The 25,174-nt window shown below is 72.6% G+C and carries 25 protein-coding genes and 1 riboswitch; of the genes, 17 read left to right on the top strand and 8 right to left on the bottom strand.

All coding sequences use genetic code 11. The features are described 5' to 3' along the window. Positions 1-218: 218 nt before the first annotated feature. The 3 genes from INQ48_17475 to INQ48_17465 form a co-directional block, all read right to left on the bottom strand. Positions 219-557 carry a cell division protein ZapA gene (locus INQ48_17475; GenBank protein QRF55209.1) on the bottom strand — a complete coding sequence of 113 codons (339 nt, stop codon included), beginning with the start codon at positions 555-557 and terminating at the stop codon, positions 219-221. Next, positions 554-778, bottom strand: a complete 225-nt coding sequence (locus tag INQ48_17470; protein QRF55208.1) for a DUF904 domain-containing protein — start codon at positions 776-778, stop codon at positions 554-556. Before INQ48_17470 ends, INQ48_17475 begins: the two co-directional genes overlap by 4 nt. 91 nt (positions 779-869) lie before the next feature. Continuing rightward, positions 870-2,591 carry a ClcB-like voltage-gated chloride channel protein gene (locus INQ48_17465; protein ID QRF55207.1) on the bottom strand — a complete coding sequence of 574 codons (1,722 nt, stop codon included), beginning with the start codon at positions 2,589-2,591 and terminating at the stop codon, positions 870-872. Positions 2,592-2,707: 116 nt separating this feature from the next. Then, positions 2,708-2,957, top strand: a riboswitch (cobalamin riboswitch). Positions 2,958-3,052: 95 nt separating this feature from the next. On the opposite strand from INQ48_17465, the gene INQ48_17460 reads away from it, so the two are divergent. The 15 genes from INQ48_17460 to INQ48_17390 all read left to right on the top strand — a co-directional run bounded on the left by INQ48_17460 (position 3,053) and on the right by INQ48_17390 (position 19,051). After that, positions 3,053-5,011 (top strand): TonB-dependent receptor, encoded by a 1,959-nt coding sequence (locus INQ48_17460; protein ID QRF55206.1) that lies wholly within the window; start codon positions 3,053-3,055, stop codon positions 5,009-5,011. Between the two features lie 38 nt (positions 5,012-5,049). Then, a complete protein-coding gene (locus INQ48_17455; protein QRF60777.1) occupies positions 5,050-6,399 on the top strand; it encodes a cobyrinate a,c-diamide synthase in 1,350 nt (449 codons plus the stop codon). Further along, positions 6,341-6,967: a bifunctional adenosylcobinamide kinase/adenosylcobinamide-phosphate guanylyltransferase gene (locus INQ48_17450; protein QRF55205.1), complete on the top strand. Its 627-nt coding sequence runs from the start codon at positions 6,341-6,343 to the stop codon at positions 6,965-6,967. The genes INQ48_17455 and INQ48_17450 overlap by 59 nt, the downstream gene beginning before the upstream one ends. Next, positions 6,964-7,851, top strand: coding sequence for an ABC transporter substrate-binding protein (locus tag INQ48_17445; protein ID QRF55204.1), 888 nt, complete (start codon positions 6,964-6,966; stop codon positions 7,849-7,851). Before INQ48_17450 ends, INQ48_17445 begins: the two co-directional genes overlap by 4 nt. After that, complete coding sequence (locus tag INQ48_17440; protein QRF55203.1) at positions 7,851-8,861, top strand: iron ABC transporter permease; 1,011 nt, start codon at positions 7,851-7,853, stop codon at positions 8,859-8,861. The genes INQ48_17445 and INQ48_17440 overlap by 1 nt, the downstream gene beginning before the upstream one ends. Continuing rightward, complete coding sequence (locus tag INQ48_17435; protein QRF55202.1) at positions 8,858-9,640, top strand: ABC transporter ATP-binding protein; 783 nt, start codon at positions 8,858-8,860, stop codon at positions 9,638-9,640. The genes INQ48_17440 and INQ48_17435 overlap by 4 nt, the downstream gene beginning before the upstream one ends. A gap of 163 nt (positions 9,641-9,803) precedes the next feature. After that, the gene (gene cobO / locus INQ48_17430; protein QRF55201.1) at positions 9,804-10,373 is read left to right on the top strand and encodes a cob(I)yrinic acid a,c-diamide adenosyltransferase; all 570 of its coding nucleotides are present in this window, start codon (positions 9,804-9,806) and stop codon (positions 10,371-10,373) included. 5 nt (positions 10,374-10,378) lie between these two features. Next, a complete protein-coding gene (gene bluB, locus INQ48_17425) occupies positions 10,379-11,074 on the top strand; it encodes a 5,6-dimethylbenzimidazole synthase (GenBank protein QRF55200.1) in 696 nt (231 codons plus the stop codon). Then, the gene (locus INQ48_17420; GenBank protein ID QRF55199.1) at positions 11,074-11,547 is read left to right on the top strand and encodes a MotA/TolQ/ExbB proton channel family protein; all 474 of its coding nucleotides are present in this window, start codon (positions 11,074-11,076) and stop codon (positions 11,545-11,547) included. The genes bluB and INQ48_17420 overlap by 1 nt, the downstream gene beginning before the upstream one ends. After that, entirely contained in the window at positions 11,544-11,897 is a 354-nt protein-coding gene (locus tag INQ48_17415) for a DUF2149 domain-containing protein (protein ID QRF55198.1), read from the top strand. The genes INQ48_17420 and INQ48_17415 overlap by 4 nt, the downstream gene beginning before the upstream one ends. Before the next feature lie 23 nt (positions 11,898-11,920). Further along, entirely contained in the window at positions 11,921-15,928 is a 4,008-nt protein-coding gene (gene cobN, locus INQ48_17410) for a cobaltochelatase subunit CobN (protein ID QRF60776.1), read from the top strand. Between the two features lie 17 nt (positions 15,929-15,945). Continuing rightward, positions 15,946-16,920: a cobalamin biosynthesis protein CobD gene (cobD, locus tag INQ48_17405; protein ID QRF55197.1), complete on the top strand. Its 975-nt coding sequence runs from the start codon at positions 15,946-15,948 to the stop codon at positions 16,918-16,920. Next, positions 16,917-17,942 carry an aminotransferase class I/II-fold pyridoxal phosphate-dependent enzyme gene (locus INQ48_17400; protein ID QRF55196.1) on the top strand — a complete coding sequence of 342 codons (1,026 nt, stop codon included), beginning with the start codon at positions 16,917-16,919 and terminating at the stop codon, positions 17,940-17,942. The genes cobD and INQ48_17400 overlap by 4 nt, the downstream gene beginning before the upstream one ends. Positions 17,943-17,972: 30 nt before the next feature. Further along, positions 17,973-18,326 carry a CidA/LrgA family protein gene (locus INQ48_17395; protein QRF55195.1) on the top strand — a complete coding sequence of 118 codons (354 nt, stop codon included), beginning with the start codon at positions 17,973-17,975 and terminating at the stop codon, positions 18,324-18,326. Further along, the gene (locus tag INQ48_17390; protein QRF55194.1) at positions 18,323-19,051 is read left to right on the top strand and encodes an LrgB family protein; all 729 of its coding nucleotides are present in this window, start codon (positions 18,323-18,325) and stop codon (positions 19,049-19,051) included. The genes INQ48_17395 and INQ48_17390 overlap by 4 nt, the downstream gene beginning before the upstream one ends. Before the next feature lie 10 nt (positions 19,052-19,061). On the opposite strand, the gene INQ48_17385 is transcribed toward INQ48_17390, so the two are convergent. The 3 genes from INQ48_17385 to INQ48_17375 are packed head-to-tail and all read right to left on the bottom strand — an operon-like array spanning position 19,062 to position 21,394. After that, positions 19,062-19,544 (bottom strand): RidA family protein, encoded by a 483-nt coding sequence (locus INQ48_17385; GenBank protein ID QRF55193.1) that lies wholly within the window; start codon positions 19,542-19,544, stop codon positions 19,062-19,064. Next, positions 19,537-20,406, bottom strand: coding sequence for a PhzF family phenazine biosynthesis protein (locus INQ48_17380; protein QRF55192.1), 870 nt, complete (start codon positions 20,404-20,406; stop codon positions 19,537-19,539). Before INQ48_17380 ends, INQ48_17385 begins: the two co-directional genes overlap by 8 nt. Position 20,407: 1 nt before the next feature. After that, positions 20,408-21,394: a tripartite tricarboxylate transporter substrate binding protein gene (locus INQ48_17375; protein QRF55191.1), complete on the bottom strand. Its 987-nt coding sequence runs from the start codon at positions 21,392-21,394 to the stop codon at positions 20,408-20,410. A gap of 130 nt (positions 21,395-21,524) precedes the next feature. On the opposite strand from INQ48_17375, the gene INQ48_17370 reads away from it, so the two are divergent. Then, entirely contained in the window at positions 21,525-22,373 is an 849-nt protein-coding gene (locus INQ48_17370) for a helix-turn-helix transcriptional regulator (GenBank protein QRF55190.1), read from the top strand. Here INQ48_17370 and INQ48_17365 read toward each other — a convergent pair. Both INQ48_17365 and INQ48_17360 read right to left on the bottom strand, forming a co-directional pair. Continuing rightward, positions 22,370-23,182, bottom strand: coding sequence for a hypothetical protein (locus INQ48_17365; protein ID QRF55189.1), 813 nt, complete (start codon positions 23,180-23,182; stop codon positions 22,370-22,372). The genes INQ48_17370 and INQ48_17365 overlap by 4 nt on opposite strands. A 5-nt stretch (positions 23,183-23,187) precedes the next feature. Next, entirely contained in the window at positions 23,188-24,102 is a 915-nt protein-coding gene (locus tag INQ48_17360) for a LysR family transcriptional regulator (GenBank protein QRF55188.1), read from the bottom strand. A 184-nt stretch (positions 24,103-24,286) separates the two neighbouring features. On the opposite strand from INQ48_17360, the gene INQ48_17355 reads away from it, so the two are divergent. After that, positions 24,287-25,171: an alpha/beta hydrolase gene (locus INQ48_17355; GenBank protein ID QRF55187.1), complete on the top strand. Its 885-nt coding sequence runs from the start codon at positions 24,287-24,289 to the stop codon at positions 25,169-25,171. Positions 25,172-25,174 lie beyond the last annotated feature (3 nt).

Raw genomic sequence — 25,174 nt, 5'->3', positions numbered from 1 at the left:
ACACCCGTCGAGCGATATACCAAGCCCGGCTCCGTAGAGCATTGGAACAAGGACATATAAAGCCCAACGCGCACCGCAGACAGAAACGATTTTACGCCTTCGCGCCCGGGCACTTTCCGGTTTTTTGCGGGGAGTCCCTGCGCAGCGGGCAGGTTTGCGTCGAAGTTCTTGCAGTGCGCGCCGATCTCTGCGAGTGAGAGAGAAAAGCGCGCCGACGTTCAGAGCAGATGCCCGTCGCCGGCCAGTGCCTGGTCGAGCTTGTGGATCAGTTGCGCGGCCTTCGGATCGACCGCGCCGTCGTCGACGGGTGCCGGGGCCGGGGCCGGCTCCGCGGGCGGCGCGGCCTTCGCCGTGGCTTCCTGCGCCGCGAGATCGAAGGCCAGGTTCAGCGAGGCCAGCACCGCGATGCGGTCGCGCGCCTTGACCTTGCCCGCGTCGCGGATCTTGCACATGGCCGCATCCACGCGTTCGACCGCGTCGCGCAATTGCGCTTCGCCGCCATCGGGACAGCCGAGCAGATAGCTCTGGCCCATGATCTGAACTTCGATCTGCTTCATGCGGGGGAATCTTCGGAGGGAGGTACGGCCGGCAGCTGCTCGAGCAGCGCATCGAGCCGCGTGCGTGCCGCCGCGAGCCGCGACTTGAGCGCATCGCGCTCGCGCGTCAGCGCATCGACCTGTTCCTGCAGCAGCGCGTTCGTGCGCTGCACCTCTTCGTGACGCAAGAGCAGGCGTTCCACGCGCTCGGCGATCTGGTCGATGGGGCTGGAGGCGGGCATGGTGCGCGATTGTAGTTTCCCGTGAAAGCGGCGGTCCTCCGGGGCACCCGCCGCGCCTGGCACGGCATTCTGCGGCCTGCGCGCCGCGCCATCAAACTTCGCTGAGCCGCACGTAGGTGGCGAGCAACGCGCTCTTGGCCGCCACGCCCAGCAGCACCGGGTTGGCCGCGCTCTCGATCACCGGCAGCCGCTCGCCCAGATGCTCGAGGAAGCGCTGCAGCGCCTCGCCGAGGCTGGTGTCGGCGGTGATCGGCGCGATGGCCCGCGACAGCAGGTCCGCCGCGCGCACCTCGGCCGCGGCCGTGCCGAGCGCCGAGAGCGGCACCACGCCGAGGTAGCGCTGGTGCGCATCGACCACGTAGAGGTACTTCACCGGATGCTGCAGGAACAGCCGGCTCATCGCCTCTCGATCGGCCTCGGGGCCGACCACCGTCTGCGCCGGCTGCACCAGGTCGCGGATGTGCAGCGCGCGCAGCCGCAGCTGCTCGTCCTGCTGCTCGCGGCGGCGCAGCGTGATCTCGTACATCGAGCCCGCATTGGCCGAGCGCGCGACGAAATAGGCGATCACGCCGGCCAGCATCAGCGGCAGCATCACCTGGTAGTTGAGCGTCATCTCGAAGATCATGAGGATCGCCATCAGCGGCGCCTGCGTGGCCCCCGCGAGAAACGCGCCCATGCCGACCACCGCATAGGCGTAGGGGGCCGACACCGCATGCGGCCACAGCGCCTGCGCGGCATGGCCGAACAGCGCGCCCACCATGCAGCCGAAGAACAGCGCGGGCGTGAACACGCCGCCCACCGCGCCCGAGCCGGCCGTGGCCAGCGTGGCGACCAGCTTGGCCGCGAGCACCATCGCGATCAGGGTCCAGGTCCAGGGCGTGTGCAGCACCGCGTTGACCACGCTGTAGCCATTGCCCCAGACCTCGGGCCAGGGCACCGAGACCAGCCCCATCGCGAGTCCGCCGAGCGCGAGCCGCCACGGCAGCGCGAACGGCAGCCGCGCGAACAGCGCGCGGCTGCCCTGCAGCGCGCGCAGGAAGCCCGCGGCCGCGAAGCCCAGCAGCACGCCGAGCAGCGCGAACAGCGGGATCTCGGCGCCATGCAGCTCGGGGAACACCGGCATCTGGTAGGGCGGCTGGTAGCCGGGCAGGGCGCGCATCACGATGTTGGCGACCACCGCCGCGATCAGGATCGGGCCCACGCTCTCCATCACGATCGAGCCGAGCACGATCTCGGCGACGAAGAAGGCGCCCGCGATCGGCGCGTTGTACGCGGCCGTGAGGCCGGCCGCCGCGCCGCAGGCCACCAGCAGCCGCAGCCGCTCGACCGGGAAGCGGAACACCCGGCCCAGCAGCGAGGCGGCCAATGCGGCGAGCTGCACCATCGAGCCCTCGCGGCCGATCGAGCCGCCGGTGCCGATGCTCACGAGCGAGGAGGCGCTGCGCACCAGCGTCTGCGTGACCGGGATGCGGCCGTCGCCGAGCACGATCGCCTCCATGTAGTCGGAGGTGGCGCTGCGCACCGCGACGCGCCTGGCGAGCACGAGCAGGCCGCCGGCCACGAGGCCGCCCGCGGCGGGGAAGGCGATGCGCGCCCACCACGGCAGCGCGCGCGCCATCGCGACCAGGCTGTCGCCGGGGCCGAGCACCAGGTGCTCGAAGCCGCGCAGCGCGGCGCGAAAGCCTTCGGTCGCGAGCGTGCCGAGCAGGCCGGCGACGATGGACCACAGCAGCATCGACTGCCAGCCCGAGACGCCGAACAGGCGCTGCAGGGCGGAGCGCAGGCGCAGCAGCAGCGAGGAGCGCAGGGTCATGCGGGGAGGCGGTGATGGCGTCGCATAGCCCGTCGATGTTAGTGCGCGAGTTGGTGCGCCATGCCCGGCGAACGTCGGGCGCACGCAACTTTCGACTTAAGGCGCGCGGCGCAGCGCCTAGAATCTCGCCCGTTGGTGCCTGCGGCGTGGTTCACGCGCCGCGGTTCAACGGGAAGCAGGAGTGAAGGGACCGGCCGCGCGCCGGCACCGAAGCCGCCTGCGCTGCCCCCGCAACGGTCAAGCAGACGGCGCCGCAAGGCGCCACCCTCTCCACACGAGCCACTGGGCGCCCTGAAACAGGCGCCTGGGAAGGCGGCGAGGGCCGGTCTGCCAGCCCGGATACCGGCCAACAAGGCGGTTCGCGCATGCCCTTCGCTTCGTCGATGCATGCACGGGCCAATGGCGCCCCGGGCGCCGGCGGGGAGGCCGGCAAGGGGCATAGACGTTCGCTCGCTCACTCCATGATTTCCTGCGTTTCCTTCTCGCGCCGTTCGCGCGCTCGCATTCCCGCGTCCCGCATCGGCATGCGCCTGGCCGGCCTGCCGCTGGCCCTGGTGCCGGCCTTCGGCGGCCTGCTGCTGGCCCAGCTGCCGCTGGCCGCTTCGGCACAGCAACAGCCCGGCGTGCTCGGCGAAACGGTGGTCACCGCCACCCGCACCGCGCAGCCGCTGTCGGACCTGGTGGCCGATGTCTCGGTGATCGACCGCGAGACCATCGAGCGCAGCGGTTCCACCGGCGTGGCCGACGTGCTCGCGCGCCAGGCCGGCATCCAGATCGTGCGCAACGGCGGCGTGGGCAACTCGACCAGCGTCTACATCCGCGGCGCCGAGACGCGCTTCACCGCCGTCTACATCGACGGCGTGCGCGTGGACTCGCAGGCCACCGGCGGCGCGGCCTGGGAAAGCATCCCGCTGGCGCAGATCGACCGCATCGAGGTGCTGCGCGGCCCGGCCGCCGCGGTCTACGGCTCCGACGCCATCGGCGGCGTGATCCAGCTGTTCACCAAGCGCGGCGAGGAGGGCGTGTCGCCCTCGATCGGCGTGGGCTTCGGCAGCCATGGCCTTTCGCGCACCGAGGCCGCGATCAGCGGCAAGGCCAATGCCTTCGACTATTCGTTCGGCGTGGCGCACGAGGAGAGCCGCGGCTTCAACATCCAGCCGCTCGAGAAGCGCACCCTGCCCAAGGACGGCTTCACCAGCCCCGACCGCGACGGCTACAACACCACCTCGGGCAATGTGCGCCTGGGCTGGCAGATCGCGCCCGGCCAGCGCCTGGAGGCCACCGCGCTGTCGAGCGACACGCAGGCACGCTACGACGCGGCCAAGTCCGGCAGCAAGCCGCCGGCCTACTACCTCGACGACCAGAGCCGCAACCGGCTGCGCACCGGCGGCCTGACCTGGTCGGCGCAGTGGAACGAGGTCTACAGCACGCGGCTGCAGGTGACCGATTCGCAGTCGGTCTACAGCACCATGCCCTCGTACTACCGCACCGAGACCCGGCTGCGCGGCTACCTGTTCCAGAACGAGCTGCGCTTCGGAGCGCACCTGGTGACGGCCGCGCTCGAGCGCCGCGAGGACCGGCTCGAGAACGCGCCCACCAGCGCCACCGACAAGGGCCTGGCGCGCAAGCGTTCGCAGGATGCGGTCTCGCTCGGCTACGGCTTCGTGCAGGGCCCGCATTCGCTGCAGCTCAACGTGCGCCACGACGACGACAGCGAGTTCGGCGGCAAGACCACCGGCAGCGCCGCCTACGGCTTCGCGATCACGCCGAAGCTGCGCGTGACCGCCTCGGCCGGCACGGCCTTTCGCGCGCCCACGCTCTACCAGCGCTTCAGCGAATACGGCAAGCCCGACCTGCAGCCCGAGTCGAGCCGCAACGTCGAGCTCGGCCTCAAGTACACCGACGGCCCGACCAACGCGGGCATCGTGGTCTACCGCAACAACGTGCGCAACCTGATCGTGTTCGACTCGACCGCCAAGGGCTGCGCCTCGTCCTTCGGCTGCTACGGCAGCACCGCGCGGGCGCGCTACGAGGGCGTGACGCTGTCGGGGGGCCACCGCATCGGCGACGTCACGCTGCGCGCCTCGCTCGACTTCCAGGACCCGCGCGACCTCGCGACCGACAAGCTGCTCGCGCGCCGCGCCAAGCGCTATGCCACGCTGGGCGCCGACTGGCGCCTCGGCGGTTGGACCCTGGGCGCCGAGGTGCAGACCTCGAGCCAGCGCTACGACGACGCGGCCAACACGCGCACGCTCGGCGGCTACACGCTGCTGAACCTCGTGGCCAGCACGAAGATCGTGCGCGACGTCGACCTGGTCGCGCGCATCGACAATGCGGGCGACAAGGACTACATGCTCGCGCGCGGCTACGTCACCGGTGGCCGCAACGCGTACGTCGGATTGAAGTGGACGCCCCAGTAAGCCAGCACCTGCCCGATCGCGCGGCGACCTGCGCCGCCGTGCTCGTGGCCGCGCCCGCCTCGGGGCAGGGCAAGACCACCGTGGCCGCCGCGCTCGCGCGGCTGCATGCGCGCCAGGGTCGGCGCGTGCGCGCCTTCAAGTGCGGGCCCGACTTCCTCGACCCGCACTGGCTGCGGCTGGCCACCGGCGCGCCCGTGCATTCGCTCGACCTGTGGATGACCGGCGAGGCCGACTGCCGCGCGCGGCTGCATGCGGCCGCGGCCGAGTCGGACCTCGTGATCGTCGAGGGCGTGATGGGCCTGTTCGACGGCACGCCAAGCGCGGCCGACCTGGCGCAGCGCTTCGGCCTGCCGGTGCTGGCGGTGATCGACGCCCATGCGATGGCCGGCACCTTCGGCGCGCTGGCGCATGGGCTGCAGAGCTTCAGGCCCGCTCTGACCTGGGCCGGCGTGCTGGCCAATCGCGTGGCCGGCGAGCGCCATGCCGACATGTTGCGCGGCGCCTTGCGCGAGCCCGCGGACTGGCTCGGCGCCTTGCCGCGCGATGCGGGCTTCTCGCTGCCCGAGCGCCACCTGGGCCTGGTGGCGGCGCACGAGCTCGGCGACGCGGCCGAGCGGCTCGACCGCGTGGCCGATGCGCTGGCCGGCACGCCGCTGGGGTCGCTGCAGCTGCCGCGGGTGCGCTTCGAGGCGCCGCCGGCCGGCGAGGTCGCACCGATCGCGCCGCTGCTCGCGGGCCGCACCATCGGCATCGCGCGCGACGCGGCCTTCTCGTTCATCTACCCGGCCAACCTCGACACGCTGAACGCGCTCGGCGCCAGGCTGGTCTTCTTCTCGCCGCTGGCCGGCGAGGCGCTGCCCGACTGCGATGCGCTGTGGCTGCCCGGCGGCTATCCCGAGCTGCATGCCGCCACGCTCGCGCGGCGCTCGGACCTGCGCACCGCGCTCGCGGCCCATGCGGCCGCGGGCCGGCCGATCTGGGCCGAATGCGGCGGGATGATGGCGCTGTTCGACGAGATCGCCGTGCCCGGCATCGGCGATGGCGACGAAGCTGCGGTGCATGCGCTCTGGGGCCTGCTGCCCGGGCGCGTCACGCTGCAGAAGCGGCTCGCCGGCCTCGGCCCGCAGGCCCTCGCGCTGGGCGCGCACACGCTGCGCGGCCATACTTTCCACTACTCGCGCTGCGAGACGCCGCTCGTGCCGGCCGCCCATTCGCGCCGCCCGCAAGGCACGGCCGGCGGCGAGGCGCTCTACGTGCACGGCTGCGTGCGCGCGAGCTACTTCCACGCCTGGTTCGCCTCCAGTCCCGAAGCCACCGCGCGGCTGTTCGATGCCGCGCCGCTCGAAACCGGGGCACCGGCTGCCCAGGAGCATCGCGTTGACGCCTGAACACGAATTCATCCTCGGCGGCCAGAAGAGCGGCAAGTCGCGCCGCGCCGAGCAGCGCGCGGCCGACTGGCTCGCGGCCGCGCCGAAGCAGCGCCGCGCGGTGCTGATCGCCACCGCGCAGCCCTACGACGACGAGATGCGCGAACGCATCGTGCGCCACCAGGCCGATCGCGCCGAGCGCGTGCCGAGCCTGCGCACCATCGAGGAGCCGGTCGAGCTGGCGCGCGCCATCGTGACCCAGAGCACGCCCGAGTCGCTGGTGGTGGTCGACTGCCTCACGATGTGGCTCACCAACCTGCTGATGCCGCTGCGCGCCGAGGGCGCGCGGCCGGTCTCGCGCACGCCCGCCGCGCACATCAACCTGCTGCTGGGCGCGCTGCGCGATGCACGCGGTCCTGTCGTGCTGGTGGGCAACGAGATCGGCCTGGGCGTGATCCCGCTGGGCCGCGAGACGCGCGCCTTCGTCGATGCGCTGGGCCGGCTCAACCAGGACGTGGCCGGTGTCTGCCACCGCGTCACCTTGATGGCCGCGGGCCTGCCGCTGACCCTGAAGGAACCGGGCCGATGAAAGGCTTTCTCGTCGCCGCTCTGGCGGCACTGGCACTCGCCACGGGCCTGTGGTCGCCGCCCGCGAGCGCGCTCGAGGTGGTCGACGAACGCGGCGTGAGCGTGGAGCTGCCGCAGCCGCCGCAGCGCATCGTGACCCTGCTGCCCTCGCTGACCGAATCGGTCTGCGCGCTCGGCGCCTGCGCGCGGCTGGTCGGCGTCGACCGCTATTCGAATTCGCCGGCGCCGGTGCGCGGCCTGCCGCAACTCGGTGGCGGCATCGACCCCAATGTCGAGGCCGTGGTGGCGCTCAAGCCCGACGTGGTGCTGCTCGCCAAGTCCTCGCGCGTGACCGAGCGGCTCGAGGCGCTGGGCCTCAAGGTGCTGGTGCTCGAACCGAAGAACCATGCCGACGTGCGCCGCGTGCTCGGCAAGCTCGACCAGGTGCTCGGCACCCACGAGGCGCCGGCGGTCTGGCGCGCCATCGATGCCGCGGTGTCGGCCGCGGCGCAGTCGCTGCCCGCCGCCGCGCGCGGCCAGCGCGTGTACTTCGAGGTCAACAGCGGCCCGTACGCGGCCGGCGAGTCCTCCTTCATCGGCGAGACGCTGACGCGGCTGGGCGCCAGGAACATCGTGCCGGCGGCGCTCGGCCCCTTTCCCAAGCTCAACCCCGAATACGTGGTGCGCGCCAATCCCGACCTGATCATGGTCAGCGTGCGCAGCGCGCAGGGCCTCGAGCAGCGCCCGGGCTGGAGCACCATGCGCGCGGTGCGCGAGGGACGCATCTGCCGCTTCACGGCCGAGCAGTCCGACGTGCTGGTGCGCCCCGGCCCGCGCATGGACGAGGCGGCACGGCTGATGGCGCAATGCCTGGGCGACAAGGCAAACACGCGAGGCGCGCGCTGATGCCCGCGGGCCACCTGCGCCGCGTGCTGCTGTTCGGCCTCGCGCTGCTGGTGCTCGGCGCCGCCTTGCTGCTGCTCGGCCTGGGCATCGGCAGCACCGGCTTCGAGAGCTTCCTGTCGGCGCGCCACGATCCGGTGGCGCTGCAGATCGTCTGGGACATCCGGCTGCCGCGCACCCTCGGCGCCTGGCTCGCGGGCGCGCTGCTCGGGCTGGCCGGCGCGGTGGCGCAAGGGCTGTTCCGCAATCCGCTGGCCGATCCCTTCCTGCTCGGAAGCGCCTCGGGCGCCTCGCTGGGCGTGGCGCTGGCGCTGCTGTTCTTCGGCGGCTCGGCCGCCAGCGCGCAGTGGGCGGTGCGGCTGGGCCTCACGGGCGCGGCCTTCCTCGGCTCGATGGCGGCCGTGATGCTCACCTTGCTGCTCGCGCGCGGCGTGCAGCAGACGCTGCGGCTGCTGCTCGCGGGCGTGATCGTGGGCGTGGTGCTCGGCGCGATGAAGGACCTGATCACCATCGCCTCGGCCGACATCCTGCAGGCGATCCAGGGCTTCACGCTCGGCAACACCGGCCTGGTCGGCTGGAGCGCCTGCGCCGTGATGGCGCTGGCCTGCGCGCTGTGCCTGCTGCTGGCCTGGGCGCTGGCGCCGGTGCTCGACGGCCTGGCGCTCGGCGAGTCCACCGCGCGCAGCCTGGGGTTGCCGCTGGGCGCGATGCGCGCCGCGCTGGTGGTGGTGCTGGCGCTGGCCACCGGCGCCGCGGTGGCGCAGACCGGCCTGATCGCTTTCGTCGGCCTGGCCGCGCCGCACCTGGTGCGCTCGGTGGTCAAGACCACGCATGCGCGGCTGATCGTGCTGTCGGCCGCGATGGGCGGGCTGCTGCTGATGGCGGCCGACCTGCTGGCGCGCTGGCTGATCGCGCCGCAGGAGCTGCCCGTGGGCGTGCTCACCGCGGTGCTGGGCGGCAGCTACCTGCTGTGGCTGATGCACCGGCGCACCGCGAGGGGCACGGCCTCATGACGGCCGCCACCGCCCAGGCGCTCGAGGTGCGCGGCGTGAGCGCGGCGCTCGGCGGCACCGAGGTGCTGCACGGCATCGACCTCGCGATCGCGGCCGCGCGCTGGACCAGCATCGTCGGCCCCAACGGTGCCGGCAAGTCGACCCTGCTCAAGGTGCTGGCGGGCCTGCTCGCGCACCGCGGCGAGCTGCGGCTGTTCGGCGAGCCCGCCGCGAAGCTGCCGGCACGCCAGCGCGCGCGGCGACTCTCGTGGCTGGGCCAGGGCGTGGCGGGCGAGGGCGCGGCCGACGACCTGCTGGTCTACGACGTCGCGATGCTCGGCCGCCTGCCCCACCAGCGCTGGCTGGCCGCGCCCGACGAAGCCGACCGCGCCGCCGTGGAGCGCGCGCTGCGCGCCACCCAGGCCTGGGACTGGCGCGAACGCCCGCTGGGCCAGCTCTCGGGCGGCGAGCGCCAGCGCGTGCTGCTGGCGCGCGCGCTCGCGGTCGAGGCCGAGCTGCTGCTGATGGACGAGCCGCTCGCCAACCTCGACCCGCCGCACCAGGCCGACTGGATGCAGACCGTGCGCGCGCTGGTCGCCGCGGGCCGCACCGTGGTCAGCGTGCTGCACGAACTGCCCATGGCCCTGGCCGCCGACGAACTCGTGGTGATGGACCGCGGCTGCGTGGCGCACCACGGCGGCAGCAGCGATCCCGCGACGCATGCGGCGCTCGAGCAGGTGTTCGATCACCGGATTCGCGTGCACCGCGTGGCCGAGCAATGGATTGCGTTGCCGCGATGAATGCGGGGTCGGACAGCCGTACGCGAAGGGCGCGAAGGTTTCGCGAAAGGCGCGAAAGAATTCAAAGGAAATTTTTGGATGTCTTCTTTTGCGTCCTTCGCGAAACCTTCGCGTCCTCTGCGTCCGGCTGCCCGTATTCGAAAGCCTTGAAAGAAACCCACGCATGCAGATAGAAACCCCACCCAGCGAGAAGCCCTACGAGAAGCCCGAAGGCGAACGCCGCGGCATCGTCATCGTCAACACCGGCGACGGCAAGGGCAAGAGCACTGCCGCCTTCGGGCTGGCGCTGCGTGCGCATGGCCGCGGCAAGGCCGTGAAGATCTACCAGTTCATGAAGGTGCCGAGCGCGCGTTTCGGCGAGCACCGCATGTTCGAGCAGATCGGCATCCCGATCGAGGGCCTGGGCGACGGCTTCAGCTGGAAGAGCCAGGACCTCGAGCGCTCCGGGCAGCTCGCGCGCGATGGCTGGGAGAAGGCCAAGGCCGCGATCCTCTCGGGCGAGTACTTCCTCGTGGTGCTCGACGAGATCACCTACCCGCTGATCTACGGCTGGCTGCCGCTCGAGGGCGTGCTCGAGACCCTGCGCGCGCGGCCGAAGCATGTGCACGTGGCCCTCACGGGCCGCCGCTGCCCGCCCGAACTCATCGAGCTCGCCGACACCGTGACCGAGATGATGCTGGTCAAGCATGCGTTCAAGGCCGGCATCCCGGCGCAGCGCGGCATCGAGGATTGAGCCGGATGAGCCAGGCGTTCGCGGCCGAGGAGGCGAGGGCGGTCTATCGCGCCATCCACGAGCGGCGCGACATGCGGCATTTCGCGGGCGGCGAGGTCGCGCCCGCGCTGCTGCGCCGGCTCCTCGAGGCGGCCCACCATGCGCCCAGCGTCGGCTTCATGCAGCCCTGGCGCTTCATCCGCATCCGCGACACGGCCCTGCGCACGCGACTGCATGCGACGGTCGAGCGCGAACGCGTGCTGACGGCGCGCGCGCTCGGCGAACGCGAGGACGCATTCATGCGCCTGAAGGTCGAGGGCCTGCTCGACGCGGCCGAGCTGCTCGCCGTGACGCTGGCCGACGGCCGCGAGCACCATGTGTTCGGCCGCCGCACCCTGCCGCAGATGGACCTGGCCTCGGCCGCCTGCGCGATCCAGAACCTCTGGCTGGCCGCGCGCGCCGAGGGGCTGGGCATGGGCTGGGTCTCGCTGTTCGATCCGGCCGAGGTGGCGGCGCTGCTGGGCCTGCCGGCCGGCGCCGTGCCGATCGCGCTGCTGTGCCTCGGGCCGGTGCATGGCTTCTACGAGGAGCCGATGCTGCAGCGCGAACGCTGGGCGCGGCGCGCGCCGTTGTCGTCGCTGGTGTTCGACGAGGCCTGGGGCCGGCGCTCGGACCTGTTCGATCCCGATCCTTCTTCTTCGCCTGACCTGGAGTCCGCCTGATGCTGGCCTTTGATACCGTGCTGTTCGAGCTCGCGCGCCTGTTCCTCTGGCCGGTGACGCTGGGCGTGCTGCTGTCCTTCGTCTATGCCGTGTGGTGCCTCGGTGCCTTCGGCGTCGAATACCTGCAGCGCCGGCGCGACCCGTCGCGCGCGCTGGTGCTGGCGCGGCATGCGCAGGCCAGCCAGGAGCAGATGGAGCTGGCCGTGCTCAAGGAGCTCGAGGGCGTGCGGCTGTGCAGCCGCGTGGCGCCGATGCTGGGCCTGATCGCCACCATGATCCCGATGGGCCCCGCGCTGGTGGCCGTGGCCTCGGGCGAATCGCAGGGCGTGGCACAGAGCCTCGCGCCGGCCTTCGCGAGCGTGATCGTCGCGCTGGCCTCGGCCTCGATCGCCTTCGTGGTCTACACCGTGCGCCGGCGCTGGCTGATGCGCGAGCTGGTGATGCTGCTCGACGCGCGGGACCGGCTCTCATGAGCAAGCGGCAGTTCTCGATCTTGAGCAGCCTGGACGGCGACGACGACGATCCGGTGCTCTCGACCATCAACCTGATCGACGTCTTCATGGTCGTGATCGGCATGCTGATGATCGCGGTCATCAACAACCCGATGAACCCCTTCGCGCAGGACAAGGTCACGGTGATCCGCAACGAGGGCCAGCCGAACATGGAGATCGTGACGCGCGAGGGCCGCCAGATCACGCGCTTCAAGGCCAGCGGCGCGACCGGCGAGGGCGACGGCGAGCGCGCGGGCACGGCCTGGCGCCTCAAGGACGGGACCATGGTCTACGTGCCGGCCGACGCGGTGCCGGTGCAGGGCGGCAAGTGAGCCTGGCGCGGCGCTGGGTCGCGCTGTGGCTGCTGGCGTGGCTGGCGGCGGTGCCGGCCTGGGCGCAGCAGCAGGCAAGCGGGCCGGTCGTGGTGCTCGCGACCTCGCTGGTGTCGCCCGCGCGCGTCGCGCGGCTGCAGGCCGCGGCGCAACAGGCCGGGTTGCCGCTGCGGGTGCTGTCGGCCTCGCGGGATTCGCCCGAAGCGCTGTCGGCCGCGCTCGAGGACGCGCGGCTGCTGGTGATCGACGCGCCGCACCTGAGCGTGGCGCAGGCCGCGGCGGCGCGCTTCGGCGATGCGATCGCGCGCAGCGCGGCGCCCTATGTGCTGGTCGGCGAGTTCTCGCTGGTCGCCCGGGGCCAGCTCACGGCCGCGCCGCCGCTCGCGGCCGAGCGCGGCGTCGACGCGGCCTGGGCGCAACGGCTGCGTGCCTACTGGCGCTTCGCGGGTAGCGCGAACCTCTCGGCGTCGATGCAGGCGCTCGCCAGGGTCGACGTGTCCGATGGGCTGCCCGAACCCGTGGCGACACCGCTCGCGGGCTTCTATCACCCAGGCTGGCCGCGCATCGAGACAAGCATCGAGGCGGTCGAACAGTTGCCAGGCACGAACGGCACGGTAGCGATCGCGGTCAATGCCGCCACCGTGACCGGCGAGGACACGGCCTGGCTCGACACGCTGATCGCCGCGCTCGCGCAGCGCGGCCTGCGCGCCTATGCCTTCTACGGCCCGCGCCAGCAGAAGGACCTCTACACGCGCATGACCCAGGCCGAGGGCGGGCGCCGCGTGGCCGACCTGATCGTGAATGCCGCGCTGGTCTTCACGCCCAACGAGCGCAAGGCCGAGCTCGAGCGCATCGGCGTGCCGGTGCTGCAGACCCTGCCGTCGCTGGCCATGGATGCGGCGCAATGGGCGCAAAGCAAGGACGGCCTCGCGCAGTCCGACATCGCGGCCTACTACAGCCCGAGCGAACTGGCCGGCATGACCGACCCGATGCTCGTGAGCGCGCGCGATGCCGCGAGCGGCAGCCTGCAGCCGCTGCCCGCGCAGATCGAGGCGGTCGCCGACAAGGCCGCGGCGCTGCTGCGGCTGCAGCGCACGAGCGCCGACCAGCGCCGGGTCGCGATGCTGGTCTACAACTACCCGCCGGGCGAGGCCAACTTCGGCGCCTCCTTCCTCAACGTGCCGCGCAGCGTGAGCCGCATGATCGCGGCCATGCAATCGGCCGGCTACCGCACCGAGGCGCCCGCGCCCGACACGCTGATCGCGCAGGTGCAGGCCACGCTCAAGGCGTCCTACCCGGCGCCGGGAGCCGACGAACTGCAGCCGCTGCTCGCGCAGGGCCTGGCCGATACGCTGCCGCTCGCGCGCTACCTCGCATGGTTCCGCGCGCTGCCCGTCGAGACGCAGCAGCGCATCGAGGCCTACTGGGGCGCGCCCGAAAGCTCGACCCAGCTGCGCACGGTGGACGGCGCGCCGGCCTTCGTGATACCGCGCGTGCGCTTCGGCAATGTGGTGGTGCTGCGCCAGCCGCCGCGCTTCGAACCCGGCACGAGGGTGATGGACAAGGCGCAGCAGGTCTACCACCGCTCGGCGGTGCCGCTGGGCCATGCCTACCTCGCCACCTACCTCTGGCTGCGCACGCAGTTCGGCGCCTCGGCCGTGGTGCACGTGGGCACGCACGGCACGGTCGAATGGTCGGCCGGCAAGGAGCGCGGGCTGTCGGTGCAGGACGATCCGCTGCTGGTGCTCGGCGACCTGCCCAACGTCTATCCCTATGTGATGGACAACCTCGGCGAGGCCACCACCGCCAAGCGCCGCGGCCGCGCGACCATGGTCAGCCATTCGACGCCGATGTTCTCGCCGGCCGGCCTGCGCCCGGGCCTCGCGCAGATGCACGAGCGCATGCACGACTGGGAGACGCTCGCCCCCGGCCCGGTCAAGGCCGCGCTCGAACGGCAACTGCTGGCCGACTTCGTGGCCCGGCACTACGACCGCGACCTGGCCTGGACCCCCGCGCGCATCCGCGCCGACTTCGCGGGCTTCGTGGCGGTGCTGCATCCCTACCTCGACGAACTTGCGCAGACCGCGCAGCCGCTGGGCCTCGCGACCTTCGGCGAGGTGCCCGATGCCCCGCGTCGGCGCGCCACGCTGCTGCAGATCGTCGGCAAGCCGCTGGCGACCGCGCTCGGCGAGGACCTCGACGAGACCTTCCTGCGCGAGCCGGCCGGCATGGCCGATTCACCGCTGGGGCGCTGGGTGGCGCGGGTGCTCGACGATGCCGCCTTCGACGGTGCGACCACCGCGCCCGCACAGGCCGAGACCCTGCGCGCGCTGGCCGCGCGCGTGCGCCAGCTAGACGCGGTGCTCGCGCACAACGAGGAGATCGAGGGCCTGCTGACGGCCCTCGACGGCCGCTATCTGCGCGCGAGCTATGGCGGCGATCCGGTGCGCAATCCCGACAGCCTGCCGACCGGGCGCAACCTCTACGGCTTCGATCCCAGCCGCGTGCCCACGCGCGCGGCCTGGGACACCGGCGTGGCCGCCATGGACGCCTGGATCGCGGCCTATGCGCAGTCCCACGGCGGCAAGGCGCCCGAGAAGATCGCGTTCACGCTCTGGGCCGGCGAGGCCTCGCGCCACCAGGGCGTGCTCGAGAGCCAGGCCTTCCATGCGATGGGCGTGCGGCCGCGCTGGGACGAGGCGGGGCGCATGAACGGCATCGAGGTGCTGCCCGAGACGGCCTTGAAGCGGCCGCGCATCGATGTGCTGGTCAGCGTGACGGGCTCCTACCGCGACCAGTTCCCGCACGTGATGCGCTGGCTCGACGAGGCGGTGCGGCAGGTGGCGGCGCTGCGCGAGCCCGCGGGCGCCAACGCGGTCGCGCGCCACAGCGAGGCGCTGGCGCGGCGGCTGCGGGCCGAGGGCGCGTCGGAGGCGGAGGCCGCGCGCTGGTCGACCGCGCGCGTGTTCTCGAACGAGCAGGGCAGCTACGGCGCCGGGCTCGAGGAGGCCGCGCTCGCGAGCGAGCTCTGGCGTTCGCAGCGCCGCGGCGGCGGCGACGCGCAGATGGCGGGCCTGTTCATCGACCGCATGGGCCATGCCTATGGCCAGGGCCTCGAGGGCGCCGCGCGGCCCGGCGCCTTCGCGGGCAATCTCGCGCAGGTCGACGCGGCGCTGATGGCGCGCAGCTCCAATCTCTATGGCGTGCTGACCAACGACGATCCCTTCCAGTACCTCGGCGGCATCGCGCAGGCGGTGCGCCATCTCACGGGCAAGGACCCGGCGCTCTACGTGCAGAACCTGCGCGACACCGGCGCGGTGCGTACCGACACCGCCGCCGGCGCGATCGCGCGCGAGATGCAGACGCGCTACCTGCATCCGCAATGGATCGCGGCGCAGCAGGCCGAGGGCTACAGCGGCGCGCTGCAGGTGCTGAAGACCGCGCAGTTCCTCTGGGGCTGGCAGGTGACCGCGCCGGCCACGGTGCGGCCCGACCAGTGGCAGTCGCTGCACGACACCTATGTGCGCGACCGCGAGCGGCTCGGCACCCGCGCCTGGCTCGAGGGCGCGAACCGCGCGGCCTTCGCGCAGACGCTGGAACGCATGCTCGATGCGGTGCGCCTGAACTACTGGTCGCCCGATGCGGCGACGCGGCGCGAGCTGGCGCAGGCCTATGCGCAGGCGGCGCAGGCCAGCGGGCTGCGCGAGCGCAACGTGGCGGTGGAGCGCTTCGCGCGCGCGGCGATGAACGCGCCGCCGAAGCCGGTCGTGGTGCCGGTGGAGGTGCAGGGCGCCACGGCCCAGGCCATGCCGGCCGAGTCGCCGGCACCGAATGAAAGCAAACAAGGCAACGAGGCCGCGACCCAAGCCGTGCGCGGCCTGCGGCTCGAACCGCAGCCCGACACGGTGCCCGCGCCGCGCAGCGACTCGGTGGTGCGCACGCTCTGGGCGCTGTTCGGCATGGCGGTGCTGCTCGCGCTCGGCGCGCTGACCCAGTGGCACCGGCACCGCCGGCCGCGGCCGGCCCTCTGATTCGGGACAATCGCGCCATGCCGGCCATCGATTTCACCGCTCCCGTGCTGGCCATGCTGGCCGCGCTGTGGATCGCGCTCGCGGTCGACCTCTGGCTCGGCGAGCCGCCCGCGCGCTGGCATCCGGTGGTGTGGATCGGGCGCTACCTGGGCTGGGCCGGCGCGCGCATCGCGCCGCCGTTCGGCGCGGCTTCCGGCCACGCAGGGCGCGCCTTCGTGCTCGGCGCCATCGCCTGGTGCGCAGGCGCGCTGGCCGTGCTCGCGATCGCCGTCGCGCTGCAGGCGGTGCTGCAGAACGCGCTGCCGGCCTGGGCCTTCGCGCTGCTGCTGGGCCTGCTGCTCAAGCCGCTGTTCGCCTGGCGCATGCTGCGCGACGAGGTGCTCGCGGTCGAGGACGCGCTCGGCGAATCGTTGGAAGCGGGCCGGGCGCGGCTCGCGCGCCTCGTGAGCCGCGATGTTTCGCTGCTCGGCGAGCGCGAGGTGCGCGAGAGCGCGATCGAATCGCTGGCCGAGAACCTCAACGATTCGCTGGTGGCGCCGGTGTTCTGGTTCCTGCTGTTGGGCCTGCCGGGTGCGGCGCTCTACCGCTTCGCCAACACGGCCGATGCGATGTGGGGCTACCGCGGCGAGCGCGGCGGCCGCGACTGGAGCTGGGCCGGCAAATGGGCCGCGCGCGCCGACGACCTGCTGTCGTGGCTGCCCGCGCGGCTCACGGTGCTGCTGCTCGCGCTGGCGGCCGGGCGCTGGCCGCGCGGCCTCGCGCGCGAGGCGCGGCGCACGCCGTCGCCCAACAGTGGCTGGCCGATGGCCGCGATGGCGCTGCTGCTCGGCGTGAGGCTGGCCAAGCCCGCGGTCTATGCGCTCAACGCCGAAGGCCGGGCCGCAATGCCCGCCGACACGGCGCGTTCGGCCCGCTTCGGCCAGCGCGCCGTGCTGCTGCTGGCGCTGGCCGCCTGGCTGCCGGTCGTTCTCCTGTTCATGGTGGCGCGATGAGCGAGCCCGACTTCACCCCGACCCACGGCGGCCCCGATGCGCTCGGCGCGCCCGCGCACGATTTCTCGACCAATGCCAACGCCTGCGGCCCGTGCCCGGAGGCGCTCGCGCAAGTGCGCGCGGCCGATGCGACGCGCTATCCCGATCCGGCCTACACGGCCTTGCGCGCGCGGCTCGCGGCGCTGCATGGCGTGGCGCCCTGGCGCATCGTGATCGCGGCCGGCGCGAGCGAATTCATCCGGCGCATCACCGCCTGGGTGGCGCATGAGGACCACGGCGCGCACGGCGAGGTCGCGCTGCCGGCCACCTCCTATGGCGACTACGCGGCCGCCGCGCGCGCCTGGGGCCTGCAGGTGGTGCGCGCGCCGCATGCGGCGCGCCGGCCGCGGCTCGCGTGGTGCTGCGATCCGTCCGCGCCGCAGGGGCAGGCACAGCCCGGCCTGGCCGCGTCGATCGCCGAGCTGCCCGAGGACGTGCCCTGCGTGCTCGACCGCGCCTACGAACCGTTGCGGTTCGAAGGCGAACTCGCGCTGGCGCCCGCGCGGCTCGACCGGCTCTGGCAGATGTGGTCGCCCAACAAGGCGCTGGGCATGACGGGCGTGCGCGCGGCCTATGCGATCGCGCCGGCGGATGCGCAGGAGGCGGTGGGCGCGCTGCTGCGGCTGGGCGCTTCATGGCCCGTGGGCGCGCATGGCGTGGCGATGCTGTCGGCCTGGGCCGAACCCGCGGTGCAGGCCTGGGTGCGCGAAAGCCTGGTCACGTTGCGCGAATGGAAGTCCTTGCAGCTCGCGCTGTGCGCGCGCATGGGCTGGCAGACCACGCCCAGCGTGGCGAACTACCACCTCGCGCAGCCGATGGCGGCGGACTTCGCGGGCCTGCTGGCCGGCTTGCGCGCCGAGGGCATCAAGCTGCGCGACTGCGCGTCCTTCGGCCTGCCGGGCCAGGTGCGCATGGGCGTGCTGCCGCCCGCGAGCCAGGCCGCGCTGCACGCCGCGTGGCAGCGCCTGGTGGGTGCAAACTAGCCGACGAGAACGACCACGAGGACCTCTTCCATGCTCTACGCCATCACCACGCTCTTTCTCTGTCAGCTCGCCGGCGAACTGCTGGTGCAGTGGCTGAGCCTGCCGGTGCCCGGTCCGCTGCTCGGCATGCTGTTCCTGTTCGCCGGCCTGCTGTGGCGCGGCGGCGTGCCCGAGAGCCTGGGCGAGACCTCGGGCCATCTGCTGCGCAACCTGATGCTGCTGTTCATCCCGGCCGTGACGGGCGTGATGCTGCACTTCGAACGCGTGGGCCGCGAGTGGCTGCCGTTCCTGGCCGCGGGCATCCTGGGCGCGGCCTTCACCATGACCGTGACCGCGCTCACCCTACGCTGGATGATCCGCATCACCGGCAAGGACGCCCAATGAGCGCGCCCGCGAAGCTGTCCGAGATCTGGGTCTTCCTGGCCCAGTCGCCGCTGCTGTGGCTCGCGCTCACGCTGCTGGCCTACCTGGGCGCGCTGTGGCTGCACCGGCGCAGCGGGGCCAACCCGGTGGTCAATCCGGTGCTGGTGTCGGTGATCGTGATCGTCGCCGTGCTGCTGGCGACGCGCACGCCCTACGACACCTACTTCGAGGGCGCGAAGTTCGTGCACTTCCTGATCGGGCCGGCCACGGTGGCGCTGGCGGTGCCGCTCTACAGCCAGGTGGCGCGGTTGCGCCGGCTGTGGCTGCCGATCGGCGTGGCGCTGCTCGCGGGCTCGGTGGCGGCCATCGTGTCGGCCGTGGGCATCGCCTGGGCGCTCGGCGGTTCGCACGAGCTGCTGATGTCGCTGGCGCCGAAGTCGGCCACCATGCCGATCGCGATGGGCGTGTCGGAAAAGATCGGCGGCCTGCCGTCGCTGTCGGCGGTCGCGGCCGCCATCACCGGCATCGCGGGCGCGATCATGGCCACGGGCCTGCTGAACCTGCTGCGCATCAAGGAACCCGCGGTGCGCGGCTTCGCGGTCGGCATCACGGCGCACGGCATCGGCACCGCGCGCGCGATCCAGGTCAACGAGACCGCGGGCGCGTTCTCGGCGCTCGCGATGGGACTCAACGGCATCGCGACGGCCCTGCTGGTGCCGCTGGTGGTGCGCTGGCTCGGAGCCTGAGGCCCCGCCTTCAGTCCGCCGGCCGCTCCTGCAGCACCAGCGAGATCTCGACCGCGCCCCCGCCCGGCAGCGAGGCCACGCCGACCGTGGTGCGCGCGGGCAGCGGCTGGTCGGGGAACACCTGGCGCAGCAGCTCGCTCGCGGCATTCATCACCCGCACATGCTGGGTGAAGCCGGGCCCGGCCTGCAGGTAGCCGGTGAGGGCGACGATCTTCTGCACGCGGTCGAGGCCGCCGAGCTCGGTGCGCGCGGCACGCAGCAGCGCGATGGCGGCGGCGACCGCGGCCCGTTCGCCGAGCGCGATGCCCGCGTCGCTGTCGTCGATCGTGCCCGCGATCACCACGCCGTTCTCGCGCCCGACGACGCCGCTCGAATGCAGCAGATCGCCGGCGCGCGCGAAGCTCGCATAGCGGCCCGCGGGGCGCGCGGCGGGCGAGGCGTCGTGGCCTGCCTGTGCGGCGAGTGCCTCCAGGCGCCGGTCGGCATCAGTCATGCGGCACCTCGTCCATCGCCTGTGCGTCGCCGCGCAGCCAGCAGCCTTCGGCGGCCTCGGCCTGCGCGGGCAGCCGCACCTGGATCGCCGACGGCGAGCCCATGGCCTCGCCCTGACGCACCGTGACCAGCGTGCCGTCGGCGCCGACCAGCGCCATCTCGCGCAGGCCCCAGGCCAGCGCGGCTGCGGCGATGCCGGTGGCCGCGTCCTCGGGATAGCCGGAGGAGCGCGGGAACTGGCGTGCGCTGACCTCGGTGCCCCGCGCATCGGCGTTCGATGCGAAGGGATAGAGCCCGGTCGAGCCGAGCCGGTCGCACAGCGCCTCGACGCGCGCGAAGTCGGGCCGCAGGCCGTGCAGCAGTTCGGGGCTCTCGAGCCGCACCAGCGTCTTCACGCGGCTGGTGGCGGCGTTGAGCACGGGCGCGACGATCCGCACGAGCTCGATGCCCAGGCACTGCGCGATCTCGCGCACCAGGGCCGCGTCGACCGCGGCGATGCTGGCGCTGGGCTGGCTGATCTCGACCGCGCCGTCGACGAAGCGGCCGTGCACCGTGCCGCTGAGCGTCTGCACCGCGATCGGCTCGCCGCTCCAGCGGCCGCGCTCGTGCAGCAGCCACAGCGCGCCGAGCGTGGCATGGCCGCACATCTCCATCTCGTGGCGCGGCACGAAGTAGCGCATGCGCAGGCGGTGCCGGGCGGCATCGTCGGGCGCGAGCACGAACACCGACTCGTGCCCGCTCTCGCGGGTGCGGGCCTGCATGTCCTCGGTGGACATGGCATCGGCATCGAGCCAGACCGGGGCCGGGTTGCCGCCGGCGCGGGTGCCGGGGCGGGCGAAGACGCGAACGAGCTGCATGGTCATCTCAGTCCGCCTTCGCGTTGACCGAGCGCGCGATGCCGCCCCACAGCGCGATGTCGGCGCGCACGCGCTGGCCGAACTGCTCGGGCGACCAGCTCGCGGGCGAGACGCCCTTGGCCATCATGTCGGCGCGCAGGTTGCGGTCCTGCAACGCCTTGTCGAGCGCGGCGCGCAGCCGCTCCACCACCGGTTTGGGCGTGGCCGCGGGCGCCATCAGGCCGTACCAGAGCTCGGGCTTGAAGTCCTTGATGCCCGCGGCCTCGAAGCTCGGCAGTTCTGGAAAAACCGCCGAGGGCTGGCTGATCGCGAGCGCCCGCATGCGGCCGGCGCGCACCTGGGGCGCGAGCGCGGTGGGGTTGTCGAACAGCGCCTGGATCTGGCCGGCCATCAGGTCGGTCTGCGCGGGCGCGGCGCCGCGGTAGGGAATGTGGGTCATCTCGATGCCGGTGCGCTGCTTGAACAGCTCGCCCGCGAGGTGGCTCGCGGTGCCGTTGCCGATGCTGCCGTAGTTGAGCGTGCCGGGCTTCGCCTTGGCGTCGCGGATGAAGTCGGCGAGGTTCTTCGCGGGCAGCGTGGGTGCCACCACCAGCACGAAGGGCGTGGTGCCCAGCGTGCCCACGGGCGCGAGGTCGGCCAGCGGGTCGTAGGGCAGCTTGGGGTAGACGGCTTGCGCCGAGGCGATGGTCGTGGTGGTGGCGGCCACCAGCGTGTAGCCGTCGGGCGCGGCCTTGGACGCATAGCCCGTGCCCACCGTGCCGCCGGCGCCCGCGCGGTTGTCGATGATCACCGGCACGCCGAGCTCGGCCTGCAGCCTGACCTGCACCGCGCGGAAGATCACGTCGGTGCCGCCGCCGGCGGGGAAGGGCACGACGATGGTGATCGGCTTGGCGGGATAGGTGTCGGCGGCGGCCGTGGTACCGCAGGCGGCGGCGAGCAGGGCGGCGGCGGCCATCAGGGCGAGGCGCCGTGGCGGGCGGAGGCTGGCGGTCATGGAGGTCCTTGGCGGAGCGGGTGGAGGAGGGGCCTAGTCTTCCCGTCGGTGTCCATCCGCGTGCCTCGGTTCGCGACGCCGGCGCGCACGATCGCGACATCGGCCGCGCGATTGACCACACAATCGGCCCATGCCGTCCCCCGCCGCCCCCTCCGGACCGCGCATCTCCGCGTTCGCCGATCGCCTGGCCCACAAGGCGACGCCGGTGGCGAGCACGCTCGACGGCTACGCCACCACGCCGCATGCGCACGATTGCGACATGCTGTTCGTGCCGCTGGCGGGCCGCTTCGACGTGATCGATCCGCGCGGCGACGCGCTGCAGTCCTCGCCCGGCCATTTCCTCTGGTTCGCGGCCGGCGCCGCCCATGCCACCAGTGCGATGACACTGCGCCAGACGCACCTCGCGGTCTATGTCGATTCGGAGTTCTGGGACACGGCGCTGCGCGCGCACGGCATCGCGAAGCCGGCCCAGGGCCTGCGCGCGGGCAGCGGCGCGCTGAACCTGCTGTCGCACCGGCTGCTGGAGATGGCCGGCGCGCCGGCATCGCCCGAGCCCTCGATGGCGCACGTGGCCCACTGCGGCGCGCTGGTGATGGAGGCGGCACGGCTCATGGCCAACCCCCTGGTGCATCCCGACGGCCGCGGCACGCCCGGCGCGGTGATCGCCGCGCTGCTGGCCAGCGACATCGAGGCCACGCTGGCGGCGCCGCTGCCGCTCGAGGCCTTCGCGGCGCGGCACCGGCTCTCGCGCCGGCAGGTCGAGCGGCTGTTCCGCGCGGCCTACGGGCTGTCGCCGCTCGAGTTCCAGCAGCAGCGGCGCCTCGAGCGCGCGCGCCACCTGCTGCAGAACACCGACGAATCGGTGCTGTCGGTGGCGCAGCAGGTCGGCTGGGCCTCGGGGGCCTATCTCACGCGCATGCTGGGCAAGGCCTGGGCGACGACGGCCGGCGAGCTGCGCGCGCGGCGGCCGCCGGCCTAGAAGAAGCAGTCGAGGGTCGGAAAGCGGTCCGTGCCCTCGATGCAATCCCACAGGTAGATCGCGAAGCCGGGGTCGCCGGTCCACAGCGAATAGCGCCGGTGGCCGTGCGCGGCCAGGTCGGCCTCGGTCTGCGCGATGCCGTGCATGGCGAAGGCGCGCGCCCGGTCCAGCCAGGTGGCGTCGCCGAAGCGGCGGTGCAGCTTGAGGAAGGCATAGCCGTTGCCGCCGGTGCCGTGGCACAGGTTCGCGCCCTTGTTCAGCGGGCCGGCCTGCCAGGTGGTCTCGCCGGCGGCGAGCAGCAGCTCGCCGGTGCGCTCGTGCATGAACAGCGCCGCGAGCATGGTGCCGGGCGTGCCCCACATCAGCTCGAGGGTTGGGTCGCCGAGATGGCCGCTGCACAGCCGCGCGAGCTCGTCGGCGATGGCAGCGGAGGGCTGGAGCCGGTGCTCGAGCAGCCGGATGCCGGTGTCGCCCATCAGGTAGGCCGCGAAGCCGGCGTCGGCGGGCCGACCCATGGCCGCGCGGTTGGCGGCGATCAGACCCGGCACGACCGGCGCGTAGTCGCGCGTCAGCCGCGCGGCGCCGCGGTCCCGCAGATGCTGCAGCGCCCAGATCACGCCGCTGGCGCCCCAGTACAGCAGGTACTGCGGGTCGGGATTCGACGCATCGCCGGGATGCATGGGCCACAGCCCCTCGGGCGTGAAGCGCGCCTCGGTGTCGCGCACGATGCGCTCGATGGCTTCGCGCGCGCGGCCGTCGTCCCAGGCGTCGGCACGCAGGGGCTCGTGGCGCTCGGGCGAGAACAGCATGGCGCTCAGCGCCGCTGCAACCGCGGCGTCTTCGCGAACAGCTCGGCGGCCCAGTCCACGAAGGCGCGCACCTTGGCGCTCAGGTGGCGGTTGGGCGGGTAGACCACGTGGATCGGCAGCGGGTCGCGGTGCCAGTCGGGCAGCACCTCGATCAGCTCGCCGCTCTCGAGGTGCGGCTCGGCCATGAAGGTGATGCACTGCGAGATGCCGAAGCCGCCGAGCACGGCCGCCATGTGGGCGTTGCTCTCGTTGACCGACACCCGGTAGGGGCCGTTGAGCTCGATGTGCTCGTCGCCCTTCTTGAACTCGTGCGGGTAGACGCGCCGCGTGGTGCCCGAGAAGTAGCTCACCACGTGGTGGCGCTTCTCGATGTCGTTGGGATGCTGCGGCGCACCATAGCGCTTGATGTAGGCCGGCGAGGCCACGGTCACGAAGTGCAGGGTGCCGATGCGCCGCGCCACCAGCGACTGGTCGGCGAGGTCGCCGGCGCGGATCACGCAGTCGACGTTGTCGCTGATCAGGTCCACCGTGCGGTCGCTGACGCCGAGGTCGACCTGGATCTCGGGATAGCGGTCGCAGAAGGTGGCCAGCGCCGGCAGGATCACCAGCCGCGCGACCGAGGTGCCGACGTCGATGCGCAGCCGGCCCGTGGGGCTGGACTGTGCATTCGTCATGCTGGCTTCCATGTCGTCGAAGTCGTTGAGCAGCCGCGCCGCCCGCTCGAAGTACGCGGCGCCGTCCGGCGTGACCGTCACCCGGCGGGTGGTACGGTTCAGCAACTTCACGCGCAGCCGCGATTCCAGGGCCTGGATCTGCTTGGTGACGGTGCCCTTGGGCAGGGCGAGCGAGTCCGCCGCGCGGGTGAAGGTGCCGGCTTCCACGACGCGGACGAAGATCCGCATGGCCTGGATCTGATCCATCGAATGCCTGTTCTTGAGACCCGGCCCTCGCCGGGGGGTGCGGATTCTCACACAAGGTCATAACCCTTTGGTGACCCGGTCCGATTGTTCGTAGTTTGGAAACAGAGTAGGGCTTGCATGCCTGTTTAACGCGACAGTCGGCGCCTTATATTTCAACCATCGCCCATTTCCCGAGGTCGTCCCCATGTCACCCCGTCCATCGTCCCGCTCCGCCGAAGCAGCCGCGCTTGCCGCGGGGCAAGGCGCGGAAGCCGATCTGTCGATCGAGCTGCCCGGCCGCGATCCGGTGGGCGCCCGTGTCTACGGCCAGCGCCCCAAGGGTGAAACCGTGCCGCTGGTGCTGCACTTCCATGGCGGCACCTTCATCTGCGGCGGCCTCGACAACGGCCGCAACGTGGCGCGCCTGCTGGCCGGCGCCGGCGCGGTGGTGGTCTCGCTCGACTACCCGCTGGCCCCCGAGTCGCCGTTTCCCGAGCCGATCGAGGTCGGCTACGCGGCGCTCGAATGGCTCTACAAGCAGCGCGTCAAGCTCGGCGGCCGCGGCGCCCAGGTCTACCTGGCCGGCGAGGAAGCCGGCGGCAACCTGGCGGCGGCGGTGGCGCTGATCTCGCGCGACCGCGCCCATCCGCCGCTGGCGGGCCAGATCCTGCTGTCGCCGATGCTCGACCCCTGCGCCGGTACCGCGTCGCTGCGCAAGGCGACCAACGACTCGCCCGAGTGCCGCTGGGCCACGGGCTGGGAGAAGTACCTGAGCTGCCCGTCGAACGCCACGCACCCCTATGCGGTGCCCAGCGGTTCGCTGCGCCTCTCGGCCCTGGCCCCGGCGCTGGTGCTGGTGGGCGAGGACGACGCGATGCGCGACGAAGCGCTGACCTTCGCGGGCCGGCTGCGTTCGGCCGGCATCGAGGTCACGAGCGCGGTGCTGAGCAACGCGGCCGAATGGCCCAAGGCGCTCTACGACGCCGAATGCATGGGCTGCAAGGTCTGCGAAGCGACCGTGCAGCAGCACTTCCGCGAATTCTTTGCGGCGACCACACCGCCCCAAGGGGCGACACCGAAGCCCAGTTAGCCA

Origin of the sequence: Variovorax paradoxus, assembly GCA_016806145.1 — a bacterium.
Taxonomy (GTDB): Bacteria; Pseudomonadota; Gammaproteobacteria; order Burkholderiales; family Burkholderiaceae_C; genus Variovorax.
This window is presented reverse-complemented; position numbering and strand designations above follow the sequence as displayed.